The organism is Flagellimonas sp. 389, assembly GCF_018449435.1.
In the GTDB taxonomy this organism is placed as follows: Bacteria; Bacteroidota; Bacteroidia; order Flavobacteriales; family Flavobacteriaceae; genus Flagellimonas.
Genome location: NZ_JAHCMU010000001.1, coordinates 133,434 through 155,194 on the forward strand (window position 1 = coordinate 133,434; position 21,761 = coordinate 155,194).

Genomic DNA, 21,761 nt, shown 5'->3' on the forward strand with positions numbered 1-21,761 from the left:
AATCATAGACCAACGGTACAACTGCAACGCGGTTACAAAAACAATACTAGTGGCCACTTACCTTATAAATCAAAAAAACTATTAACGGGACTACATCGTTACCTCACTCAAATTTTTATGGGCTTGAACCCGCATGCCCAAAGACGAAGCGGGTTCCACCCAATCTAAAAGGTTTACACCACTATAAGAACTTTAACTTCATTCATCAAATGTTATTCACTTTTTTAAGATTTAAATATTCGTTCATAATCTTCTACTGAACCATTGTCCAGACAACATTCAATTATATGTTTACCCAACGGGTTCAACGTATCATCCTGAAACTGTGCCAGTGTCTGGATAAAGAAATCATACAATATTTTAGCACCTTGATCATATGCTTCCTTTCCTACTTCTTCCTGATATTCCACTTTTAGGAACCATTTTGGAATTTGCCGTCCTTCAACTTTCATTGTGTTCATGGCATAACCCAATAGGCTGCATCTAGAAGCGCTTAGTCTATGCGGGGAAAAGTTTGCGTTACCTCTACGTGCAAGATATTCACGGCTAATCCATTGCGGCATAAAGCTTGTTTTCCAAGCACCAATATGCTGATTTGGCGTGAGAATGTACTTCACCTTTGGGGTATTTTGTATTTGCTCGAGCAACAGATTGGCTTGTTTTACTTTTTTACCCGTGGCAAATGGCCAATAACTACCTACACCTTCACTACCAATACCTTTGGTCTGGATAATACTAGGATTTGCGTGCCCTCTAGGTGCTACCAAACGCCATAGCCAAGCCAATGCCGGAGGCAATATGTGCATCATACCAACAATTCCATAATTTGGGTTTTCCATGGTACAAGGTGGTGTTCGGAAACCAATGCTCCTGATATCGACCTTTACCGGTTTCGAGTATACGCCCGGTACCGATTCACGTGGTAAAATCACCCTTGGATTTGGACAGGGCACTCCGGGTTCATCTTCCTTGTGGTCCCAAATCATTGCATGTCCACCCGGAACAGCTTCTATATTTAAAAACAGTAAAGGATTTTTTGGTTGTGCAGTGATTTTTTCAAGCATGGTATCCTTCCCATATTCATCAATATGGTCAACACGGACGAACCAAGCGTCTTCCGCATCCTCCAACCATAACTTCTTCTTATCTTTTTGAAGATTAGGATGGCACAACGCCATATCATCGGTTACAGGTTCTAGATCACAGGTTCTTGGAAGTTCTATTGTACGCTCTTCACCAGTGAGCACATTCTTACCCAATAACAGACTACCATCTGACTTTCGGTGGGGCAGTTGCAGCATTTCACTTTTACCGCCACCACTTGCTCCTTCGTGCATCATGGTTATCACATTGTCATAAGGTGTAATAACACGTACTGTAGAACAGTGAGCCGTAACCCAACCTTCGTCTTCCCCTTTACCGATCAACATTCCATATACACCTTTTTTAGCACTTGGCCCTGGATATAAATTGTATGCGAACATTTCGTATTTACCCGGTATTCTGTTGTGTACCACGACTTGTTTTCCTTCAAAATGGGTATGGCGAAAAGGTGGGGCAGCATATATTACTGCTTCTGGCGCAAAATCTTCAGGTAGTTTATCTGGATCAAGTATGCCTTGTAAAAGGGCCAGTCCCAGTCCAAAAAAACCTGTATTGGCGGGAATGATAGCTACTGCAGCATACCCCATGCCAGGTTGGCCGGCATTAAAATAGAATAGTGCCAAATCCTGTGTTTTCAGCCATTCAAATGTTTCTTCCCTTAGCGAATCAAAAGCATAACCAAACCGTTTTTCAAAGGTAGGTTTATCTGTGGGCAGATCATCAGCTATCACCATACAGTCTGGATCGCGTCGACGCATGTATGCTTCGGTATAGTTGGCTGCAATACCATTTTTTGTACGGGCCACTTCAGCTTCAAGATAGCTGCGCCCATCTGGCAAATAGAATCGCACTTCATGAAAGTTGCTCTCTTTACCGCCAGCGGCCAGCTCTACCAATTCCTGTGCATTTCTTGCAACGGTAACACTTGGTGCTACTTCCAGCAAGTCTTCTAGTTCCTTAATGCTACCAACCGGGAGCTTTTCTAGGGTCATTTCCATTTCGGTCATTTTATATTTGATTTATTGCGTGATATTCTTATTATGATTAGTATCTCTTATTCAATTCAAAAGTTAAATTCAAAAACTCCAGACCAATGGTACAATCAATATCGTTGCTATAAAAAATAGCAGTAATAGCGGGCCACCTACCCTTATATAATCTATAAACTTATATCCCCCAGAAGACATTACCATTGCATTTGTAGTAGTGCCTACAGGAGTTAAAAATGCTGTTGAAGCACTTATGGCCACCGTTATCAAATAGGGTTTTGGAGAAACACCCAATGATGTTGCCGCCAATAATGCTATTGGCGCCATGAGCACTGCCGTAGCTGAATTATTAATGGTTTGGCTAAATGCTGTGGTCAGTAAAAAAATTCCTCCTAAAAGAACCGTTGGGTGTATACTTCCCAACATATCTACCAATCCGTTAGCTGCCATTTCGGCAACCCCTGTCTTTTGAAGAGCAGTCCCCATGGGTATCATAGCGGCAATCATAACAACACTTGTCCAGCTAATGCCTTTATATGCTTTTGATATAGGTACGCATCGTGTCAACAACATAATTCCCGCACAAATGAGCGCAGCTATCGCGCCGGGGAATACTTTAAACACTAAGAGCAATATCATTAAGATAAGCGTTCCCATAGCTATGTAGCTTCTTGTGCTGAGTGTAGCAACATTTTTGGAAAGTGCTTCTGGACTACCAGAAATAACTACATTCTCGTATAGCGACTTTAAGGTTTCTATGTTTTCCCAAGGACCTCTTATTACAAAAGCATCGCCTGCTTCCATTTTTATTTTACCTGAAAGTGGTCTGTTATTTCTTGATGCGGCCAGCAATTGGACCCCAGCCCTTTTTAAATAATTACCCAAGTTGATGGTTCTCCCTACGAAAATAGAGTTCGGTGTCAATAGCATTTCTGCCATACCTACTTCTTGATTGATCAATTCGTTTTTCAATGTATCCATTTCCGCAGGTGTTGGAATGACGCCCAAACTAAATTTTAATACCAATTTATCGACTGCCTCAGGCGTTCCCTTCACGGTAATGATATCATGATACCGCATTTCCGTATCAGGTTCTGGAAGCTCTACAAATTGTGGCACCCGTTTATGAAGTGGGCTTGGATGTCTTCGTTTTAAACGCATCACGGCAATTTGATATTTCGATTCAAAATTCCAATCTCCAATTTTAGTATCTATTAAAGGGGACATTGAGCGAATTCGAAGTCGGTATAAATTGTCTCCAATACTATAGTTTGAAATCCATTTGTGCATCTCTGCATCAATATCGGCAGGTCTTTCATTCGTCTGCCTTTTGGGCAACAATCTATATCCTACATATCTGAAATAAATGATGGCAATAATCAACAGTGGCAGACCTATCAGACCAAATTCGAAAAATGAAAACCCCTCAAGATTGTTTTCAATAAGCGTATTACTTGCTATGATATTTGGCGGCGTACCTGTTAAGGTCAACAACCCTCCTGTATTGGAGCCGAAAGCCACTGGCATCAATAACTTTGATGGCAACGTTCCTGCACTCCACGCCGCTGAAACAGTTACCGGAAGCAAAGCTGCAACCGTCCCTGTATTGCTTACAAAACCTGAAAGAACACTGGCACCCAATGTAACAATGACCAATAATTTTGGAACACTTTTGCCTGCCCAGCTTACAAAACGCTGACCGGCCAGAGCCGTCCAACCAGTTCTCGATAATCCCTCACCAATAATGAACAGTGCGGCAATCATGATTACCGTAGTGTTACTAAAACCACTTAGGGTCTCACTTACATCTAGTATCCCTGTCAAATAGAGCGATAACATCGACATTAGTGCCACAACATCTGGTTGAAATTTTCCCCAGATAAACAAAGTAATTGTAATACCTAGTATTACGAGTAGTGTTAACATAGTGTTTTTGTTGAAGTTGTCATTAATCCAAAGTTAAAACTGGGATTTCAGAATGCAAAGTCAACAGTTTTGTCAAGCGCCCCTCCGATGGAGTGCTGTTTTTTGTATGATTTCTGGGCAAAATTGCCAAAAGGTCAATATTCTTTTTCGTAATATAATCTAGAATTCCTTCCTCTACATCTTCATTTTTACTAAAAGCATGTTCTTCGTAAAAATGCTCCAAGTAGTATTTGAGTAGATTTTCATTACTATCCACAACAGTCTCCTCTGCATAAACAGATTCTTTATAGATTGTTAATACGTGCACCTTGGAGTCAAAAGTTCTAGAAATATCCAAAAGTGTACGCAACACTTCTCTATCGTCTATTTTCTCGTTGCCCAAGACCAATGCTATGTCTGTAGGTTCTTTGATTTCACATCCAAAAGGAACTGATATCATTGGACAATTGGCCTCCAATGCAAGCCTGGATGTGTTCGTTATAGCCTCATCCGTACTTTTATCTACCATGGTACCCATAACTATTAGGTTAGCTCCATGTTCTACTTGTGTTTCAAGAATTTTTTTTATGATTTCACCCTTGGCAGTAATAAAAGAGGGAGGGTTTTTCACCTTTCTTTTAAAAGATTTCAAAGCTTTGGAGAAATCTATTTTTAAGGTTTTTTCTTCGGACTCTGTTATCGGCATAGCGGCTACATATAACGCCAATATCTCTATATCCCTATTTGGGCCAGCAAAACTCATTGTATACTTCAAAGCATTTATCGAGGCTTCTGAAAAATCAAAAGGGATTAAAATTTTAGTAATTAGATTCATACCTGAAAAATTTAAATGAAAGAATTCATGACCTCAAAATTATAGCTGGACACCGACCTAAAACATGATGGAAATCAGGTTTTGGATATTTAGCGAGAGAAAACTCGATTTCTATTTTTTCACAATGGACAAAGAAGAAATTTTGGACATATTGGCTATCTTTAAAATCATTTTAAAAAACGACTGAGCACATGGAAATTGTTATAGGAATAGACATTGGTGGAACCAAGACCAAAATTGGATTGGTGGACAAAAATGGAAAATGCCTTGTCAAAACTTTCTTTAGAACCAAGGAGTTTCCAGATTTGGATACTTATCTTGATAAAATCCGTAGCACATCGGAAGAACTTATTGAAAATTTAGGAAAGAAGGTCACTGTTCTGGGGTGCGGTATTGGAGCACCAAACGCTTCCAGCAAAAGAGGAACTATAGAAAACGCCAGTAATCTGCTTTGGAAAGGCAGTGTTCCCATTCTTGAAAAATTGAAAGAACGCATGGATATGCCCATGAGAATCATGAACGATGCAAGCGCCGCTGCATTGGGCGAAATGCTTTTTGGAAGAGGTAGAAACATGACCGACTTTATAGTAGTAACATTAGGCACAGGATTTGGTGCTGGCATTGTTGCCAATGGTCAACTTATAGATGGTTATGACGGTTTTGCCGGAGAATTGGGCCACGTAGATATGACTATAGGGGATGGAAGATTAACAGGATTGGGTGTCCGTGGCGGATTAGAAGCTTATGTTTCCGCTACAGGTCTAAAGCGTACCATAATGTACATGCTGAGCAAATATATTGTGGACTCAAGATTTAAGGATGTGGCTTACAACGACCTTCATGGAGAGGATATCACAAAAGCTGCAGAGGAAGGTGATATTATTGCTATAAAGGCATTTGATTATACTGCAAAAATAATGGCACTGGCTTTGGCAAATTTTACAGCTTTCACCCAACCGGAAGCTTTTATTTTAATGGGTGGCCTTGTCAATAGTGGAAAATGGATAAAAGAACCCCTAGACAAATATTTTAACGAATACCTTTTAGATGTGTATAAAGGTAAGGTAAAACTACTGGAATCTGGAATGGATGGTAAAACTGCTGCCATTTGTGGCGCTGCTGCGCTCATTTGGGAAGACAAAAAATAATTTTCTTGTTTACCTTTCAATTGGGCATTGTATTTTTTAGAAATTTCCTAGGACTTTTTAACTATTTACGGCCCACAAAATCAATTTCTTAAATCATAGGGAAATAATTTCATTTAGAAATAGACCTGTTTCAACATCGTCTTATTGCTTTCATATTTTAAGGTTCGGCCTCTGGAATGATAAGTATCATATTTATCCGATTCATTAAAACCAAAACTTTGCATATCAATATTCAAAGCGGCTTTTATGGGAGGTGCAAAGCAATTTCCATTTTTTGTTTTTTTCACAACATTTTTTATTCTAACCAACACAACTTCTTACGGACAAGGCGATAGTGAAGATAGGTCTGGCTCTTGGCTCGTTCTTTACGGTACCAACAAGGTTCATGAGAAATGGAGCATTCCGCTCGTAGGTATCCTTAGACATCACGACATGTTCGAGAAATATGAATTTGCCTTTGTTAGGACGGGTTTGTCGTATAAATTCAATAACTCATCTGCCTTGACAGCGGGGGTCGCTTATTTAAGTTCAAAGAACTACACCGGATCAGAAGAATTTCCAAATGCCACACAGTTTTGGGTTTATGAAGAGTACAGCCTAAAATCAAAATCTAAAAAAAACAAGATTTCCCACAGATGGAGATTTGAAACAAGATGGAAAAAAAACACCAATAATGTTCGTATCAATAATAGATTAAGGTATCGACTTCAATTTGTTAAGCCCCTTTATAAGAATGTATATTTTAGAACATTTAATGAGTTCTTTATAAATATAGAACCTCAGCTGTTCAATCAAAATAGATTCTACATTGGTTTAGGACAAACAATATCCCCTTCTCTTAAAGTAGGTATTGGATACTTAAAAAATCATTTTGATAAATCCGACCATGATGTGGTTAGGATGTCGCTAACATTCAAAACCGATTTTACAAAAAAAGATATGGCACATAATACCGCTGAGTAAAGCTATCATAGCACAAGAGAGCTATTTATGATTCATACCTGATTATTATCATATTTTATTTTTTAACCCCTGCATAACTTTATCTCAATTAAATAAGAAAAGTCATGAAACCAAAAAAGAACCCCAACGCTGATATAGGACGCAATAGCAGTCTTTATTTTATGATAGGTCTTACTTCTGTGCTCTTTGTAACGTGGCAATCATTAGAAGTGAAGACATATGAGAAAGAATCCGATTTTGCAAATGTAATCGAAGTAGTGGACGATCTTAAAGAGGATGTCCCGATTACGGAAACCGTGTTGACCGCCCCGCCACCGCCACCGCCAGCAGCTCCGGATGTTATAGAAATCGTTGAAGATGTCGAGGACATCGAGGAAACCATTATTGAAAGTACGGAAAGTAGCCAAGAAGTTTTTGTTGACGATGCCGTAAGTATAGACGATGTTGAGGTTGGCGAAATGGAAGAAGAAGAGGTAGTACCTTTTGCCATTATTGAAAATGTTCCGGTATTTCCAGGATGTGAAAACTTAAGTTCAGAAGAAGAGCGTAAAGCTTGTTTTAACAGAATGGTGCAAGAACATGTGAAAAAACACTTTAAGTATCCCCCCACCGCTCTTGAAATGGGAATTACCGGCAAAGTATATGTACAATTCGTGATCGATTCCAAAGGTAGAGTAAGGGATATTAAAAAGAGAGGGCCTGATAGATTGCTAGAAGATGAAGCGGTACGAATCATCGCGGCACTTCCGACAGTGAAACCTGGTGTACAAAGAGGAAAACCTGTTAAAGTAAACTACGGGATCCCTATAAATTTTGTAATGCAGTAACTAACTTAACCATCTATAATAGAGGCTCCAGAATATTTAATCGGAGCCTCTTTTTTTTGTATTAAAACCAGTCAGTATTCAAGTATTCTTTATTTCTGGAAGCTGTTTCCCGACTTTTGACTACCAAATGTGTTTTATCAAACTGTCTTGCCCTGTAGCCTAGAAGGTGAAAAATAGACTTGGCCAGAAACCTTGCCACTCTTTGATCGACCAACAACGCATCTTTTTGTAACGATTCCCATCGAATCCCAGGAAATCTTACCAAAAGATGGTCGGCCTTTATTTTGCGAAGGCCTTTTGACATCCATAGAAGTATTTTGGGAATCGACCTGATATAATAAAACCCTTCATTGCCTTGATTTTGGTATAAAGGCATAAAAATCTGTTTTCTTCCCTTGGCTTTTAGAATGGCATTATTCTCCAAAGCAACATTCTCCCCGTCCGAAATCTCCTGAAAATTCACAAACCCCGGAAGCATCTTAAAATCGATTCCATGTTTTATATCGTACTGATAATAAATTTCGTAAAACTTGTTCGATACTTTACTGGAGTTCATAACCCCATTTTTGAGTGCGGTCAATTCTTTCTTGGATAGGTTTACAGAATTAGTTAGTGCCAACGTAAAATGAACAAAATCGATACAATTTTTTATAGCATTGATATCGTCATGTTGACCACTTTCATATCCGAGGGATACATAGCCCAACTCATTGATGAAACTTAGTAAAGCCCCTACCAAATATTCCTCTATTCCCAAAACAACGGGCAATGGATAGTTCATTGCGAATTTCCTATTGAGTAAGCTATCGTTTAAAACTACAAATGGTGAAGTTTCACTGGATGTGGTATGTAAATCTATAAAGTAAAATGGCGGGGTACTTTTCTCTAAAATTTCATTGAATAACGCATATAATGCCAACAATTCCTTTTCTTCATCCGTGCCCTGTTCTTCTTTACCCTTAATTTCATCAATCCTATCAGGTGACCAAATCCTATTCAAATCTTCAGTCTGAAATCGCACATTCCTTTCAAGTGCCCTTAAATTTCCCGCTATGGCATACATTTCCCCGTGAATTGATTTTTGCCGAAGCTTTAATTCACGGATAACATGTTTAAGGGCAAATATACCAGCTGGTTCATTGCCATGTATCCCCGCAAAAAAAATCACAGTTGGGCCACCTTCATCACCTTTAAGATGGTCTATGATTCGTTCAACCTCAGTTGTTTCGTTAAGGGCATGACTATATACTTTTGGCATGTTTTAAGTCTACTTTACTGATTATACCCACCAAATTTGAACCTATACAAACTGGCAAACAGCCAATTTCGTAATCGTTCATTAATTGTTTTGCGGTTTCTATGGTTGTTCTTGGCTGGACTGTCACTACTTTTTTTATCATGATGTCGGCGATTTTAGCATCCCTTTCTTCTTGTCGGTTTTTCAGCTCTTCAATATGGCTCCAAGTTAAAAGCCCGATAAGCTCTCCATTGTTATTTTCAACAGGAATGTGATGAATATTGTTCCATTGCATTATAGATACGGCCAAATCAATATAATCATCTTCGTACAACTTCATGAGCTTGGTGGACATAATTTGTCCTACCCACTTGTACGATGAAGATTCGTCACCATTTATATCTTCTAGGTTGGGCCACTTGTGTACAGGTATGTCTTTCAGTTGATTGTCAGAGATAGCTTTTGTCAATGCGACCAAAACACTATCCAACTTCATATGTTTTCTGAGGTTTCTAAAATTCTCTACTTGCCATTCCGCTCCAGTACCCTTTTTTGTTCTGGCCCTTATAATACCAAGCAGCCTATCAATATCTTTTTCATCAACCCCATGTTTTTTTAAACCTTCATAAGCTATTGGCAGCAATTCATTTACAAGTAGCTTTTTAAGTGTTATGGGTTTCCCAAGCCAGAAAAATACAGTTTGCCTACCCGTTCTCGCAGCTTTTATAAAATTGAGTTTGGCTTCTTTGAAATCCATAACACTTGGCATGTCGTCAAACTTTTTGGGTCTTCCAACCATAAGTCCAACCCAAAATGCAAAATTCGCTAGTTCGTCTATTGCAGTAGGCCCAGACGGAATGTACCTATTCTCAATACGCAGATGGGGCTTTCCATTTCCAACCCCATAACATGGGCGGTTCCAGCGATAAACCGTTCCATTATACAGATTGAGGGCATCTAACTTAGGGGCACCCCCATTTTTTAAGACCTCCAATGATTCTTTCTCTATGGCCTTGGTCAAAATAATGCGATGTGCTGAAATATCCTCTTTAAAAATTTCTACTACGGAATCTTTCTGCCAATGATTTCCAAAACCCACTCTGGCAATCTGCTCTTTGAGCGTATTGGTCCATTTTCTTGTGTCCAAACTTTGTTGGAACAAAGCAATACGGGTCTCTTTCCAAAGTTCTCTGCCCAACAAAAAAGGAGAGTTACAACATATTCCCAAAACTGGACCCGCTATAGCCTGTGACCAATTATAGCTTTTAATAAAATCATTGGGGGGAATTTGTAAGTGGAGTTGGAAACTGGTGTTACATGCTTCAAAAAGAACGGAATCATGGCGTAGCGTTAATTCATCTACCCCTCTTATTTTTAATGAAAAGTGATCCCCTCGGAACGACTTTAAAGTTTCATTCAGTTTATAGTAACGTGGAATTGGTGTCATAAAATCGATTCCCAATTCATTTTTACTGATGGTAGGCAGAATACCGGTCAACAAAATATGTATTCCCAGTTCTTTTGCTTTTGTACGAGCCTTGTTGAGCAATTGCCCTAGTTGCTGTTCCACTTTGGAAAAACAATCACCGCCCAACTGAAATGGATCTAAGTTTATTTCAAGATTATAGCTCGCCAACTCTGTAGTAAAATGCGGATCATCAATACGCTCCAGAAGATCTAAGGATTTCCCGGAGGGCCTGAATTCGTTATCTACCAGACACATTTCTTGTTCGGCACCAATTCTTATGATACCGTCCTCAATCAAATTACGCTCTAAGAGAAGTTCAAGAGCTTTAATATCATTAAGCAAGTGCCTTACAAAAGCTTTACGCTCCAGATCATCGGACTTACTTTTAGGAATATGTTCTCCCATGTCTAAGAACTTGATAGTTGTTGTACATCCACTAAACTACAAAGCCTCAATCAATTAAAATATGACGGTTGTCATATGTAAGAAATACCGCATACCTGATAATTATCATGTTTTTTAAGCGTGTCCCCCATTAATTTTGAACTATAACAACATCCTACTATGTGCCAACTTGTTCAAAAATATAATGTTCCAGGTCCCAGGTATACCAGCTATCCTACGGTACCCTATTGGGATTTGGACAGCTTCTCTGGCAAACTCTGGAAGGATACCGTTGTGAAAGCGTACAATGACAATCCGGAAGATGGTATAAGCATCTATATCCACCTTCCGTTCTGTGAAAGCATGTGCACGTTCTGTGGTTGCCATAAGCGAATTACAAAGAGACACGAAGTTGAACTGCCCTATATTAATACTGTCTTAAAGGAATGGCAGTTATACTGCAATCTTTTAGGGGCTAAGCCAAAAATCAAGGAAATTCATCTTGGTGGAGGCACCCCAACATTTTTCTCACCAAAACATTTAAAAATACTTGTAGAAGGAATACTTAGGCTTGGAAAAAAAGCTTCTGATTCTCAATTTAGCTTTGAAGGTCATCCAAATAACACTTCAAAGGCACACCTACAGGCTCTTTTTGATGTGGGGTTTAGAAGAGTCTGTTTTGGTGTGCAAGATTACAACCATAAGGTTCAAAAAGCCATAAACAGGATTCAACCTTTTGAGAATGTTAAAAAGGTAACCGAATGGGCAAGAGAAATAGGATATACATCCATTGGACACGATATCATTTATGGATTGCCTTTTCAGGATTTCAAGGATGTAGAAACAACCATTGCAAAGACCAATGCGCTCAAACCCGATAGAATTGCTTTTTACAGCTACGCACACGTACCTTGGTTAAAAGGTAACGGTCAACGTGGTTACAAAGAGAATGACCTTCCTACTTCTTTGGAAAAAAAGGAACAGTACGAATTGGGCAAAAAAATGCTGACGGATTTTGGATATAAGGATGTGGGCATGGACCATTTTGCACTTGAAACAGATAGTTTACATGAGGCCATGGTCAAGGGAAACCTTCACCGTAATTTTATGGGCTACACCTCGTCCAAAACCAAATTAATGATCGGTTTGGGAGCCTCAAGTATTGGGGACAGTTGGTATGGTTTTGCACAGAATGTAAAAAGCTTGGAAGAATATGAGCACTTGGTATCATGTGGTGTAATCCCAATTTATAGAGGACATATTTTAACCAAAGAAGATCAACTTATAAGAAAACATATACTCAATATAATGTGCCAGTTTGAAACAAACTGGGGATTGGGCGAGGCACAGATACGAGATTTTCAGAAAATCATTGATAATTTATCGGAACTGGAGTCAGACGGTTTGGTGAAAATTGAATCTGAAGGAATTAAGGTAACTAAAAAAGGAAGACCTTTTGTTAGAAATATTAGCATGGCCTTTGATTTAAAATTACATCGAAAAAAACCAGAGACCCGATTATTTTCAATGACCGTTTAACCATTAAAAAGAAACAAATGAAAAGTATAATTGTACCCGTAGATTTTTCAGAACAATCAGAAAAAGCCCTAAAAGCTGCAGCTACTTTAGCAAAAAATGGAGATGCAGAACTGATAGTGTTGCATATGCTAGAACTTTCTCCGGCTATTATGAGCGAATCTGGTTATGTATCACAAGAGCAAGTAGTACACCTTATAAAAATAGGAGAGCAACGTTTTTCTGACTTTTTGGACAAACCCTATCTAAAAGATGTAAAAATCATTCCTGTAATTAAACATTACAAGGTATTTAGCGAGGTTAACGAAATCGTGAAAAAGCACAATGCCGACTTGGTAGTTATGGGGTCACACGGTACAGATGGACTACAGGAGGTATTTATAGGGTCCAACACCGAGCGTGTGGTACGAACTTCTGACGTTCCCGTACTGGTCATTAAAGGCGACGAGAAACAGTTCACTCCTGAACGTTTTGTTTTTGCATGTGATTTTAAGGAGGAAAATGTTCCGGCACTTAAGCGAGCTATCAAAATTTCGGAATTGTTCAAATCCAAATTACATCTTGTTTATATAAATACACCTGGTGATGAATTTTTAAGCACCGAGGATGCTTATAATAGAATTTCAAGATTTTTGAATATTGCTAAACTAGGCTTGGAGGTTGAAATCTATAATGATTATACTGTTGAAAAAGGAGTCCTCAATTACAGCGAAAGCATAGCTGCCGACCTTATTGGAATTCCAACACACGGTAGACGAGGATTATCCCATTTCTTTATGGGCAGTATTGGGGAAGATATTGCCAACCATTCCGAAACTCCGGTCATCACATTTAAAATATAGTTGATTGATTTTTTTTGATTTTTTTGAGATTACAAAAATGGGGAGCTTTTAAAAGCTCCCCATTTTACTTTTTGCTTTTCTAATAAGTTTATAAGCCCAATCATAATGACTCGATAATACCCCAATCAAATAGGCTCCTACAGCATTATTACCGGTCCATCCATAACGTTTGCGCTCAAACAATTCTTCATTGGTATGTGAATCTACGATTTTCATAACTTCCGCATGGGTTGCATCAAATCGTGATTTAATTTCGTTCAAATGCAAAGTGGAGTATTTTTCACGAATTTCCCTATTCAATGCTGGAATTGTACGCCAGTTATATCCCTTGGCAGGAATATCTGGTTTTTCCCCTTTCATACCAACGGTGTACCAGTCCAAGAACATTAAATGCCAATGGTGCAGATGCCCCAGTACATCCCTTATATTTCTATTCATAGTTCCTTCGGGGAAATCCTTCTCTTGCTCCTCCTGGGAAAAAGAAGCAATGTAACCATTCAACTTTTTAAAGTTCTCCGTACTTAATTCCAGTAAGTCCTTTTTTATTTTCGGTCGTGCCATATCATATACGTTTTTTTAGTTGTTTCAAGTGCTTTTTGATGTGGGCGTCCACTATTTGCAAATGTTCCAGTCTCGTATAATCCCTAGAGCCTTGTTTGTAAGGAATATATTGGATCGAAGTATTAAAAATATGCCTTTGTATACTTCGTTGGGCTTTGCCAAACCTATCTAATAGTGTAGCTATATCTACATCACGCATCGAATCGACGCTCTGTTTGTTTACATCAGAAAGCTTGCCTTTTAAAACATTTGGCTTAAGCCCCGTCGCAACACATTTAAGGTTACGTTCAAAGCTCTCATGCCAAAACACAAGATGACCTAAAATATCTTTAGCACTCCAAAGCGTATTGATTCTTTTGCTGTAATCGTAATGCTTAGTAAAGAAAAAAACAAATTCTTCTATGGTTTCATTCAACCTTTTCAGTGAGTCTTTTATATCTCCTTCAAAATTGTTCATCTTCCCTAGAAGAGGAAACAGTTATCTATTGAAACGCTCAAAAGCAGCCTTTTCCAATGTTGCACGATGGTCTGGATGCGCAATGGAAATAAGTTCCTTTGCACGTTGTTGTAAGTTTTTACCATAAAGATTCACAACACCAAACTCGGTTGCTACATAATGAACGTGTGCCCTTGTCGTGGTAACGCCTGCACCCTCCTTTAAGAATGGTGTAATTTTAGAAATTCCCTTATTGGTGACCGAGGGCATTGCAAAAATAGGCTTGCCCCCAGGTGAAAGCGAAGCTCCTCTTATAAAGTCCATTTGGCCACCCACCCCAGAAAATTGATAGCTTCCTATAGTATCTGCACAAACCTGGCCGGTCAAGTCAATCTCAATGGCACTATTGATAGCTGTCACTTTAGGATTTCTACGAATTCTAGCGGTATCGTTGGTATACCCCGAATCCCTAAAGTCACATATTGGGTTATCATCTATAAAATCATATAGTTTTCTAGACCCAACCGCAAAACAGCTAACGATCTTACCCCGTTTAACTGCCTTTTCCTCTCCGGTAATTACACCACTTTCGATTAATGGCAGCACTCCATCAGAAAACATTTCTGTATGAATGCCAAGACGTTTATGATTATTGAGGTTGGCCAGTACAGCATTGGGAATATTACCGATGCCCATCTGCAACGTAGCACCATCTTCAATTAAAGAAGCTACATTGATACCAATTTTTTGCTCTATATCGGATATTACGCCACTTTCGTGTTCATGTATGGGGCGATCTACCTCTGTGGCAAACTCAATTTCATCTACATGTACAATACCGGTTCCATGCGTTCTGGGAACGCTTGGATTAATTTGTGCTATTATCTTCTTCGCAGTTCTAATAGCCGGCAATGCAACATCTACGGAAACGCCCAAAGAACAATAGCCATGTTTATCAGGAACAGAAACCTGTACAATGGCGACATCCAGTGGTAAAATGTTTCTTTTGAACAACCAAGGAATCTCACTTAAAAAAATTGGAATATAACCAGCATTGGGGGTGTTTACGCTTTTCCTTACGTTACCTCCGACAAAACAAGAATTTAAAGCGAAAGAGTGAATATAAGGCTCTTCCGTATATTTAGCATCTCCTTCTGTGTGGATGGAGACGATTTCTATATCCTTTAATTCTTTGTGACGGTCGCAAAGTGCATTGACAAGTTCATTGGGAGTCATTGCAGCTCCTTGAACAAAAACACGGTCACCCGACTTAACTACTTTTACTACTTCTTCTGCTGATGTTATTTTCACTTTTTATATATGTTTTTAGGGTTCATGACATTCAATTGCCGAGGATACCAAATCTGTTGGAGCAACTTTGGGTGAAACATACGGAATACCCAATCCAAGCCCTCTGATGATAAAAAGTACCCCGATCAACAATACAAATATCGGAACCAATTTTCGAATTTTAGATTTTATCGGACTTCCCAATAATCCTTCGGAAAAGACCACTAACGTCATTAATGGAATAGTACCTGCTCCAAACAACACCATGTAAAGTCCCCCTTGCAATGGGTTACCAAAGGCAATGGCACCCAATAACGCCATATACACCAATCCACAAGGCAAGAATCCATTTAAGAACCCAATGGTCAAAAAGGCATCTGGAGTCTTTTTTTTAAGTTCTGCTCCTAATTTTGATTTCACTTTTCCCAGAACCCTATATGTAGGTTTTGAAAGTTTATACTTATTGAAATATTTACTTGGCAGCACTACCAAAAGAATCATGATCACACCTATACCAATGGATAATTTTTGCTGCATTCCAAACAAGGATAGCCCCTTGCCAAAAAAGCCAAAGAGCATACCAATTATTCCGTATGCCAATAAGCGTCCTGAATGGTAAATAAAAAGTTGTGTTGCCTTTTTGACCTTGTTATCCCTTTCCAACGGCAACATAAAGGCTATGGGTCCACACATGCCCAAACAATGCAGACTTCCCAACAAACCCAATGCCAGTGCGGATAACAACATATTCTAGTAGACCAGTTTCTCTTTGTGCAAAAAGTGTTTACCTTGGTATTGCCATTTTATTTTAATGTCCCAGCGACCGTCCAGCAAGCTATTGTCAGGTATGAGCAAATGTGTTTTGGATAAACTTATAGGAAAGTCAACATCCAAATGCTTGTTAGACGGTCTATAAAGGGACACTGTACCTTTAATTTTTTTATAATCGTACTGTTCTGGGAAGAAAATCCTTAAACCTCCTTCGGATTTCTCCAGTTTTAGGTCTGCACCCATCTCTGAAGCTGAGTTAGAAGCATCGATTTCTTTTTGATAGGCCAATTCCTGTTTGTAGTAGTCATCGGTTACCAAATCATGGTTTGTACTATCGTCCATGCTCATTCTTACTACAAAGTAGAGTATAAAAGCAATGAACGCTATAAAAGCCAATACGATACTTGTTCCCCAGTTTAATTTCATATTACTGTTTTAGGCTCTAAGCACATGGCCTAGAGTAATTTTATAATAACCACGATCGTTATTCATTCTTACTTGCCAAAAAATCAATTCGTTATGGATTTTCAACATACTACAACCATCAATGATAGCTTCGTGGCGCCAAAAATTGGGTCACGGTAGTTTCTATAAGTTCCCCTCCACTATATACTCCAATTTTCAACCTATCCTTATCGCCGGTTAATGCCGAACTATTGATTTCTATGAACAACGTTCCCTCGGCAAGTTGTTCTGCCGAAACCTTGAAACCAGCTTGGGACACCATCTTGATCTCGCCCTTGTGGGACATCAGCTGAAAACTGATATTATCTATGTCATCAGATGTTTTGTTCAACAGTTTATAGGTATACACATTACTGATGATATTGTTGGCTTTCCTTTCATATAACTGACCGGGAAGTCTTAAGATATTTGCTTCCAATTCATTTCTTAGGAAAAGCATTCCTATCAAAACCCCTATAAGCACGGTCAAAACTGCCGTGTACCCCTTCATACGGGCAGTAAACTTAAACTTAGACTTCTTATTTATCTCATCTTCACTGGCGTAACGAATAAGTCCTATAGGTTTTTGAATGCTTTCCATAATATGGTCGCATTCGTCTATACATGCCGTGCAGTTCACACATTCCAATTGTGTTCCGTTACGAATATCTATTCCCGTAGGGCAAACATTTACACATTGAAAGCAATCGATACAATCACCATTCCCCAAGGCATCCCTATCTTCATTTTTCCTAAATTTCTTCCTTCCGTTGTCCCCTTCTCCACGCTGGTGATCATAGGCCACCACTATGGATTTATCATCCAAAAGCACGCCCTGCAATCTGCCGTAAGGGCAAGCTATGATACAGACCTGCTCTCTAAACCAAGCGAACACAAAATAGAAAACTGCCGTAAAAATCAATAAGGAAATCATTGTTCCTAAATGTGCCATTGGGCCATCTAAAATGTATCGAATCAGTTTATCGCTTCCTATTAAGTATGCTAAAAAAACATTGGCTATCAAGAATGAGATGATAAAAAAGACAGTCCATTTCAACACTCTTTTTCTAATTTTTTTACCGTTCCATGGTGATTTGTCCAACCGCATTTGCGCTCCACGATCACCATCGATCCAATATTCTACCCTACGGAACACCATCTCCATAAAAATGGTCTGTGGACACATCCAGCCACAAAAAATACGTCCATAAGCTACTGTGAAAAGTGCGATAAAAATAACACCTGCAAGCATTGAAATGACTACAAGGTGAAAATCTTGTGGCCAAAAAGGAAATCCAAAAATATTGAACCGTCTCTCCAGCACATTGAACATTAAGAACTGATTGCCATTTATTTTTACAAATGGTGCGGCAAACAAGAAAAGTAGGAGTCCGTAACTTACATACTTGCGGTATTCAAAAAACCTGCCTTTTGGTTTTTTGGGGTAAATCCAAGCTCTTTTGCCGTCTTCGGCTATAGTTCCTATGGAATCTCTAAAGTTCTCCTCCATTCAGTTTAATTTTCAGCTCCTCCATCTTTCAAACACCTTTCTGAAATCACCAAAAGATGTTATTGTTTCTTAGTTCATGGCAACATCCGTAGAATCTGTAACCTGTTCTGCCGGCGTTGCTTCTTCTTCTGTCTTTTCTGATTCGGGAGCATCTGGGTCTACCCAAATCTCACCTTCAGGCGCTTTAGGGTTTGCTGGTGTTGTGCCTCCCATCGTCAATATGTAGCTTGCAACTTGAGCCATTTCAACAGGTTTTAAACTCTGCTTCCAAGCTATCATCCCCTTACCATCGCGTCCACCTTCAGATATCGTATTAAAAACATTTTTGATACCTCCACCCAAAATCCAATACTCATCTGTTAGATTTGGGCCAATTCCACCACCACCATCTGCCATATGACAGGCAACGCAGTTAGTGGTAAAGATTTTTTCACCTGCACTTAAATCCGAAGCATCGGCAAGGAACTCAACGGTGTTTACGTCCACCAAATCTTTTGCCGTTTTCTTATATTCTTCTATGGCAATTTTAGCGGCGGCAACTTCTTGTTCGTATTCCAATTTTTGGTCATAGTCCCCTGCAACATGAAAACGTATCAAATACACTATTGCAAAAATAATGGTTGCGTAAAACATGTATACCCACCAAGGCGGCAGAACATTGTCAAGCTCACGTATACCATCGTAGTTATGATCCATGATGATCTCTCCTTCTTTTTCTATGGCACGGGTCTTTGTAAGACGTGCGTATACATTATTGATCCAGGTCCATTCCCTTTTCTTGTTCTTAGCCGCCAGATAACGCTCTTTGGCCTCGGGAGAAAGGGTTTGAAACATTACATTTTCAATAGAACTCAAAATCAATTCGATAGCAATCAAAATCAGCAATACCATCAGCATAAAGAACTGCGTAATAGGATATTCGATGATTGCTGGTTTATCACCTGAATCTATAAAGTACTCCATTAATCCGAAGATGATGAAGAATAGGGCCGGAATGCGTATCCACCAAGGTGTTCTTGTGCTCATAATACTATTTTTGGTTATGGTAATCTTTATCTAAAGGGAGTTCTTCCATTTCTTTTATATGTGCCTTGGTAGCAGTAAAAACCCACCAAAACAGCAATACAAAAAACACGAAGAAAATCAATAGGGATATCATAGGGTAACTTGCGATACCTTCTATACTCTCCATATGGTTCTTAACAAATTTCAACATCGTTCAATAGATTTTTAGATGTTAGATATGAGATTTTAGACTGTAATTCCAAAAGTCTTGTGTCTTTTATCTTTCATCTTAATTCTTAGCTTATTCTTTATTTTCTGATAACAATCCGTTGTTGTCCTTAATTTTAATGTCCGTACCCAATCGCTGTAAATAAGCTATCAAGGATACTATTTCCCTATCGCGCATCTGTATAAAATCCTCACCGTTTTCTTGGGCGTATTTCTTATCCGCTTCATAGGTTTTTACAAACTCTGGGTCAGAATACAGATTTTTCTCGATTTGTAATGCTTGTTCCTCCATAGAATGCTCCGCGTTGGCTATATCTTCTGGCGTATAGGGAACCCCTAGCTTGACCATCACCTCCATTTTACTCTGGACCGCACTTCTATCATGTTCGCTGGTGACCAACCATTGATAGGCGGGCATTATGGAACCTGATGAGGTACTTTGCGGATCGTACATGTGATTTAAGTGCCAGTTATCAGAGTATTTTCCTCCCACTCGCAATAAATCCGGACCCGTTCTTTTACTTCCCCAGAGGAAGGGATGATCGTAAACGAACTCTCCCGCTTTGGCATATTCACCATAGCGTTCCACCTCGCTCCTAAACGGTCTGATCATTTGTGAGTGACATCCCACACAACCTTCGCGTATGTACAGGTCACGTCCTTCCAATTCCAAAGGTGTGTACGGTTTAACACTTGTAATCGTTGGGATGTTGGATTTTACCAATATGGTCGGAACAATTTGAATTATCCCTCCTATTAAAATTGCAACTGTAGCCAGAATCGTAAGTTGTACAGGTCTACGCTCCAACCAATTGTGGAAGGTTTCTCCGGCAACACGTTTCTTGGACACTCGTGTCAATGCTGGCGCTTCTGCCAATTCATCTTCTACGGAGCTACCTTTTCTTATAGTGACTACAATGTTGTATACTAAAATTAGCATACCAACGATGTACATTGTACCTCCAATGGCACGCATCCAATACATTGGAATAATTTGGGTAACGGTCTCTAGAAAGTTTCCGTATACCAAGGTGCCATCTGGATTAAAATCCTTCCACATTAACGCCTGGGTAAATCCTGCTACGTACATTGGCAGTGCGTACAATATGATTCCCAAGGTACCTATCCAAAAATGTAGGTTGGCCAAACCTTTTGAGTAAAGTGTGGTCTTGAACATTTTAGGAACCAACCAATAAATCATACCAAAGGTCAAGAAACCGTTCCAGGCCAATGCCCCTACGTGTACGTGTGCAATAATCCAGTCACTAAAGTGAGCAATGGCATTCACATTTTTTAGGGACAACATGGGTCCTTCGAAAGTGGCCATACCATAGCCCGTAATTGCCACTACCATAAATTTTAATGTAGCATCGCTTCTTACTTTATCCCATACACCACGTAGTGTCAATAATCCATTGATCATACCACCCCATGATGGCGCAATGAGCATTATTGAAAAAACTACTCCAAGGTTTTGGGCCCAATCCGGTAAAGAAGAATATAATAAATGGTGAGGTCCTGCCCAGATATAGATAAATATCAATGACCAGAAATGGACTATGGAAAGACGATAGGAATAAATTGGTCTGTTTGCCGCTTTAGGAACAAAATAGTACATCAATCCTAAAAATGGTGTGGTCAAGAAGAAAGCAACAGCGTTATGGCCGTACCACCACTGTACCAAGGCATCTTGTACCCCTGCATATACCGAGTAACTCTTTAGAGTCGCTACCGGCAATTCCAAACTATTAAAAATATGGAGCACCGCAACTGTAACAAATGTGGCCAAGTAGAACCATATTGCTACATACAAGTGACGTTGTCTTCTTTTTAGGATGGTACCGATAAGATTCCAACCAAAAACAACCCAAACTACAGCAATGGCTATATCTATAGGCCATTCCAATTCTGCATATTCTTTTGATGTGGTATACCCTAAAGGCAATGTAATGGCTGCCGCTACGATAATCAATTGCCAACCCCAGAAGTTAAAATTACTTAGAAAATCATTGAACATTCTGGCTTTTAGGAGTCGTTGTGTGGAATAATACACCCCTGCAAAGATGGCATTCCCCACAAAGGCGAAAATCACCGCATTAGTGTGCAAAGGACGTAACCGTCCAAAACTGAGCCATGATATACCATCCGTAACATTGGGAAACAAAAACATAAAAGCCAGTAAGAGTCCTACTAGCATTCCAACAACACCCCATAGCATGGTGGCATATAAAAACTTTTGTACGATCTTATTGTCGTAGCTAAATTGTTGTATTTCCAT

Annotated in this window: 19 protein-coding genes; 5 read left to right on the top strand and 14 right to left on the bottom strand. The window is 39.3% G+C overall.

Annotation, left to right across the window (positions count from 1 at the left end; all coding sequences use genetic code 11):
• Window positions 1–224: 224 nt before the first annotated feature.
• From KIM67_RS00570 to KIM67_RS00580, 3 genes are all read right to left on the bottom strand, one after another.
• On the bottom strand, window positions 225–2,111 hold the full coding sequence (locus tag KIM67_RS00570) for a DUF4914 family protein (protein WP_213829433.1): 1,887 nt from the start codon (window positions 2,109–2,111) through the stop codon (window positions 225–227).
• A gap of 69 nt (window positions 2,112–2,180) precedes the next feature.
• Complete coding sequence (locus KIM67_RS00575; RefSeq protein WP_213829434.1) at window positions 2,181–4,019, bottom strand: SLC13 family permease; 1,839 nt, start codon at window positions 4,017–4,019, stop codon at window positions 2,181–2,183.
• A 22-nt stretch (window positions 4,020–4,041) separates the two neighbouring features.
• Complete coding sequence (locus KIM67_RS00580) at window positions 4,042–4,833, bottom strand: universal stress protein (protein WP_213829435.1); 792 nt, start codon at window positions 4,831–4,833, stop codon at window positions 4,042–4,044.
• 191 nt (window positions 4,834–5,024) lie between these two features.
• On the opposite strand from KIM67_RS00580, the gene KIM67_RS00585 reads away from it, so the two are divergent.
• The 3 genes from KIM67_RS00585 to KIM67_RS00595 all read left to right on the top strand — a co-directional run bounded on the left by KIM67_RS00585 (window position 5,025) and on the right by KIM67_RS00595 (window position 7,771).
• Window positions 5,025–5,981 carry an ROK family protein gene (locus tag KIM67_RS00585; RefSeq protein WP_213829436.1) on the top strand — a complete coding sequence of 319 codons (957 nt, stop codon included), beginning with the start codon at window positions 5,025–5,027 and terminating at the stop codon, window positions 5,979–5,981.
• Window positions 5,982–6,227: 246 nt separating this feature from the next.
• Window positions 6,228–6,944 carry a DUF2490 domain-containing protein gene (locus KIM67_RS00590; protein WP_213829437.1) on the top strand — a complete coding sequence of 239 codons (717 nt, stop codon included), beginning with the start codon at window positions 6,228–6,230 and terminating at the stop codon, window positions 6,942–6,944.
• Between the two features lie 104 nt (window positions 6,945–7,048).
• Window positions 7,049–7,771, top strand: a complete 723-nt coding sequence (locus KIM67_RS00595; protein ID WP_213829438.1) for an energy transducer TonB — start codon at window positions 7,049–7,051, stop codon at window positions 7,769–7,771.
• A 61-nt stretch (window positions 7,772–7,832) separates the two neighbouring features.
• Here the strand turns inward: KIM67_RS00595 and KIM67_RS00600 are convergent, their stop codons facing one another.
• Window positions 7,833–9,029 carry a succinylglutamate desuccinylase/aspartoacylase family protein gene (locus KIM67_RS00600; protein WP_213829439.1) on the bottom strand — a complete coding sequence of 399 codons (1,197 nt, stop codon included), beginning with the start codon at window positions 9,027–9,029 and terminating at the stop codon, window positions 7,833–7,835.
• Window positions 9,013–10,881, bottom strand: coding sequence for a CBS domain-containing protein (locus tag KIM67_RS00605; RefSeq protein WP_213829440.1), 1,869 nt, complete (start codon window positions 10,879–10,881; stop codon window positions 9,013–9,015). Before KIM67_RS00605 ends, KIM67_RS00600 begins: the two co-directional genes overlap by 17 nt.
• A gap of 159 nt (window positions 10,882–11,040) precedes the next feature.
• Between KIM67_RS00605 and hemN the strand changes: the two genes are divergently transcribed.
• Window positions 11,041–12,399, top strand: coding sequence for an oxygen-independent coproporphyrinogen III oxidase (gene hemN / locus KIM67_RS00610; protein ID WP_213829441.1), 1,359 nt, complete (start codon window positions 11,041–11,043; stop codon window positions 12,397–12,399).
• A gap of 17 nt (window positions 12,400–12,416) precedes the next feature.
• Complete coding sequence (locus KIM67_RS00615) at window positions 12,417–13,238, top strand: universal stress protein (protein ID WP_213829442.1); 822 nt, start codon at window positions 12,417–12,419, stop codon at window positions 13,236–13,238.
• Window positions 13,239–13,286: 48 nt separating this feature from the next.
• Here KIM67_RS00615 and KIM67_RS00620 read toward each other — a convergent pair whose 3' ends face one another.
• The 9 genes from KIM67_RS00620 to ccoN form a co-directional block, all read right to left on the bottom strand.
• Window positions 13,287–13,799 (bottom strand): ClbS/DfsB family four-helix bundle protein, encoded by a 513-nt coding sequence (locus tag KIM67_RS00620; RefSeq protein ID WP_213829443.1) that lies wholly within the window; start codon window positions 13,797–13,799, stop codon window positions 13,287–13,289.
• Window position 13,800: 1 nt separating this feature from the next.
• Window positions 13,801–14,256: a hypothetical protein gene (locus KIM67_RS00625; protein ID WP_213829444.1), complete on the bottom strand. Its 456-nt coding sequence runs from the start codon at window positions 14,254–14,256 to the stop codon at window positions 13,801–13,803.
• Window positions 14,257–14,277: 21 nt separating this feature from the next.
• Window positions 14,278–15,546: an acetyl-CoA hydrolase/transferase C-terminal domain-containing protein gene (locus tag KIM67_RS00630; protein ID WP_213829445.1), complete on the bottom strand. Its 1,269-nt coding sequence runs from the start codon at window positions 15,544–15,546 to the stop codon at window positions 14,278–14,280.
• A 15-nt stretch (window positions 15,547–15,561) separates the two neighbouring features.
• The gene (locus tag KIM67_RS00635) at window positions 15,562–16,272 is read right to left on the bottom strand and encodes a sulfite exporter TauE/SafE family protein (RefSeq protein ID WP_213829446.1); all 711 of its coding nucleotides are present in this window, start codon (window positions 16,270–16,272) and stop codon (window positions 15,562–15,564) included.
• 3 nt (window positions 16,273–16,275) lie between these two features.
• The gene (locus KIM67_RS00640; protein WP_213829447.1) at window positions 16,276–16,722 is read right to left on the bottom strand and encodes a FixH family protein; all 447 of its coding nucleotides are present in this window, start codon (window positions 16,720–16,722) and stop codon (window positions 16,276–16,278) included.
• Between the two features lie 118 nt (window positions 16,723–16,840).
• A complete protein-coding gene (gene ccoG, locus KIM67_RS00645; protein ID WP_213829448.1) occupies window positions 16,841–18,250 on the bottom strand; it encodes a cytochrome c oxidase accessory protein CcoG in 1,410 nt (469 codons plus the stop codon).
• A gap of 69 nt (window positions 18,251–18,319) precedes the next feature.
• Window positions 18,320–19,276, bottom strand: coding sequence for a cbb3-type cytochrome c oxidase N-terminal domain-containing protein (locus KIM67_RS00650; protein WP_213829449.1), 957 nt, complete (start codon window positions 19,274–19,276; stop codon window positions 18,320–18,322).
• A 4-nt stretch (window positions 19,277–19,280) separates the two neighbouring features.
• A complete protein-coding gene (locus KIM67_RS00655) occupies window positions 19,281–19,466 on the bottom strand; it encodes a CcoQ/FixQ family Cbb3-type cytochrome c oxidase assembly chaperone (RefSeq protein WP_213829450.1) in 186 nt (61 codons plus the stop codon).
• A gap of 90 nt (window positions 19,467–19,556) precedes the next feature.
• Window positions 19,557–21,761: a cytochrome-c oxidase, cbb3-type subunit I gene (ccoN, locus tag KIM67_RS00660; RefSeq protein ID WP_213829451.1), complete on the bottom strand. Its 2,205-nt coding sequence runs from the start codon at window positions 21,759–21,761 to the stop codon at window positions 19,557–19,559.

Excerpts from the sequence above, each read along its gene's own strand:
- KIM67_RS00600 (WP_213829439.1), bottom strand. The coding sequence starts at position 9,029 with ATGCCAAAAGTATATAGTCATGCCCTTAACGAAACAACTGAGGTTGAA.
- KIM67_RS00580 (WP_213829435.1), bottom strand. The coding sequence starts at position 4,833 with ATGAATCTAATTACTAAAATTTTAATCCCTTTTGATTTTTCAGAAGCC.
- ccoN (WP_213829451.1), bottom strand. The coding sequence starts at position 21,761 with ATGGAAATACAACAATTTAGCTACGACAATAAGATCGTACAAAAGTTT.
- KIM67_RS00620 (WP_213829443.1), bottom strand. The coding sequence starts at position 13,799 with ATGGCACGACCGAAAATAAAAAAGGACTTACTGGAATTAAGTACGGAG.
- KIM67_RS00640 (WP_213829447.1), bottom strand. The coding sequence starts at position 16,722 with ATGAAATTAAACTGGGGAACAAGTATCGTATTGGCTTTTATAGCGTTC.
- KIM67_RS00595 (WP_213829438.1), top strand. The coding sequence starts at position 7,049 with ATGAAACCAAAAAAGAACCCCAACGCTGATATAGGACGCAATAGCAGT.
- KIM67_RS00605 (WP_213829440.1), bottom strand. The coding sequence starts at position 10,881 with ATGGGAGAACATATTCCTAAAAGTAAGTCCGATGATCTGGAGCGTAAA.
- KIM67_RS00585 (WP_213829436.1), top strand. The coding sequence starts at position 5,025 with ATGGAAATTGTTATAGGAATAGACATTGGTGGAACCAAGACCAAAATT.
- KIM67_RS00625 (WP_213829444.1), bottom strand. The coding sequence starts at position 14,256 with ATGAACAATTTTGAAGGAGATATAAAAGACTCACTGAAAAGGTTGAAT.
- KIM67_RS00575 (WP_213829434.1), bottom strand. The coding sequence starts at position 4,019 with ATGTTAACACTACTCGTAATACTAGGTATTACAATTACTTTGTTTATC.
- ccoG (WP_213829448.1), bottom strand. The coding sequence starts at position 18,250 with ATGGAGGAGAACTTTAGAGATTCCATAGGAACTATAGCCGAAGACGGC.
- KIM67_RS00650 (WP_213829449.1), bottom strand. The coding sequence starts at position 19,276 with ATGAGCACAAGAACACCTTGGTGGATACGCATTCCGGCCCTATTCTTC.
- KIM67_RS00570 (WP_213829433.1), bottom strand. The coding sequence starts at position 2,111 with ATGACCGAAATGGAAATGACCCTAGAAAAGCTCCCGGTTGGTAGCATT.
- KIM67_RS00635 (WP_213829446.1), bottom strand. The coding sequence starts at position 16,272 with ATGTTGTTATCCGCACTGGCATTGGGTTTGTTGGGAAGTCTGCATTGT.
- hemN (WP_213829441.1), top strand. The coding sequence starts at position 11,041 with ATGTGCCAACTTGTTCAAAAATATAATGTTCCAGGTCCCAGGTATACC.
- KIM67_RS00590 (WP_213829437.1), top strand. The coding sequence starts at position 6,228 with ATGGGAGGTGCAAAGCAATTTCCATTTTTTGTTTTTTTCACAACATTT.
- KIM67_RS00655 (WP_213829450.1), bottom strand. The coding sequence starts at position 19,466 with ATGTTGAAATTTGTTAAGAACCATATGGAGAGTATAGAAGGTATCGCA.
- KIM67_RS00615 (WP_213829442.1), top strand. The coding sequence starts at position 12,417 with ATGAAAAGTATAATTGTACCCGTAGATTTTTCAGAACAATCAGAAAAA.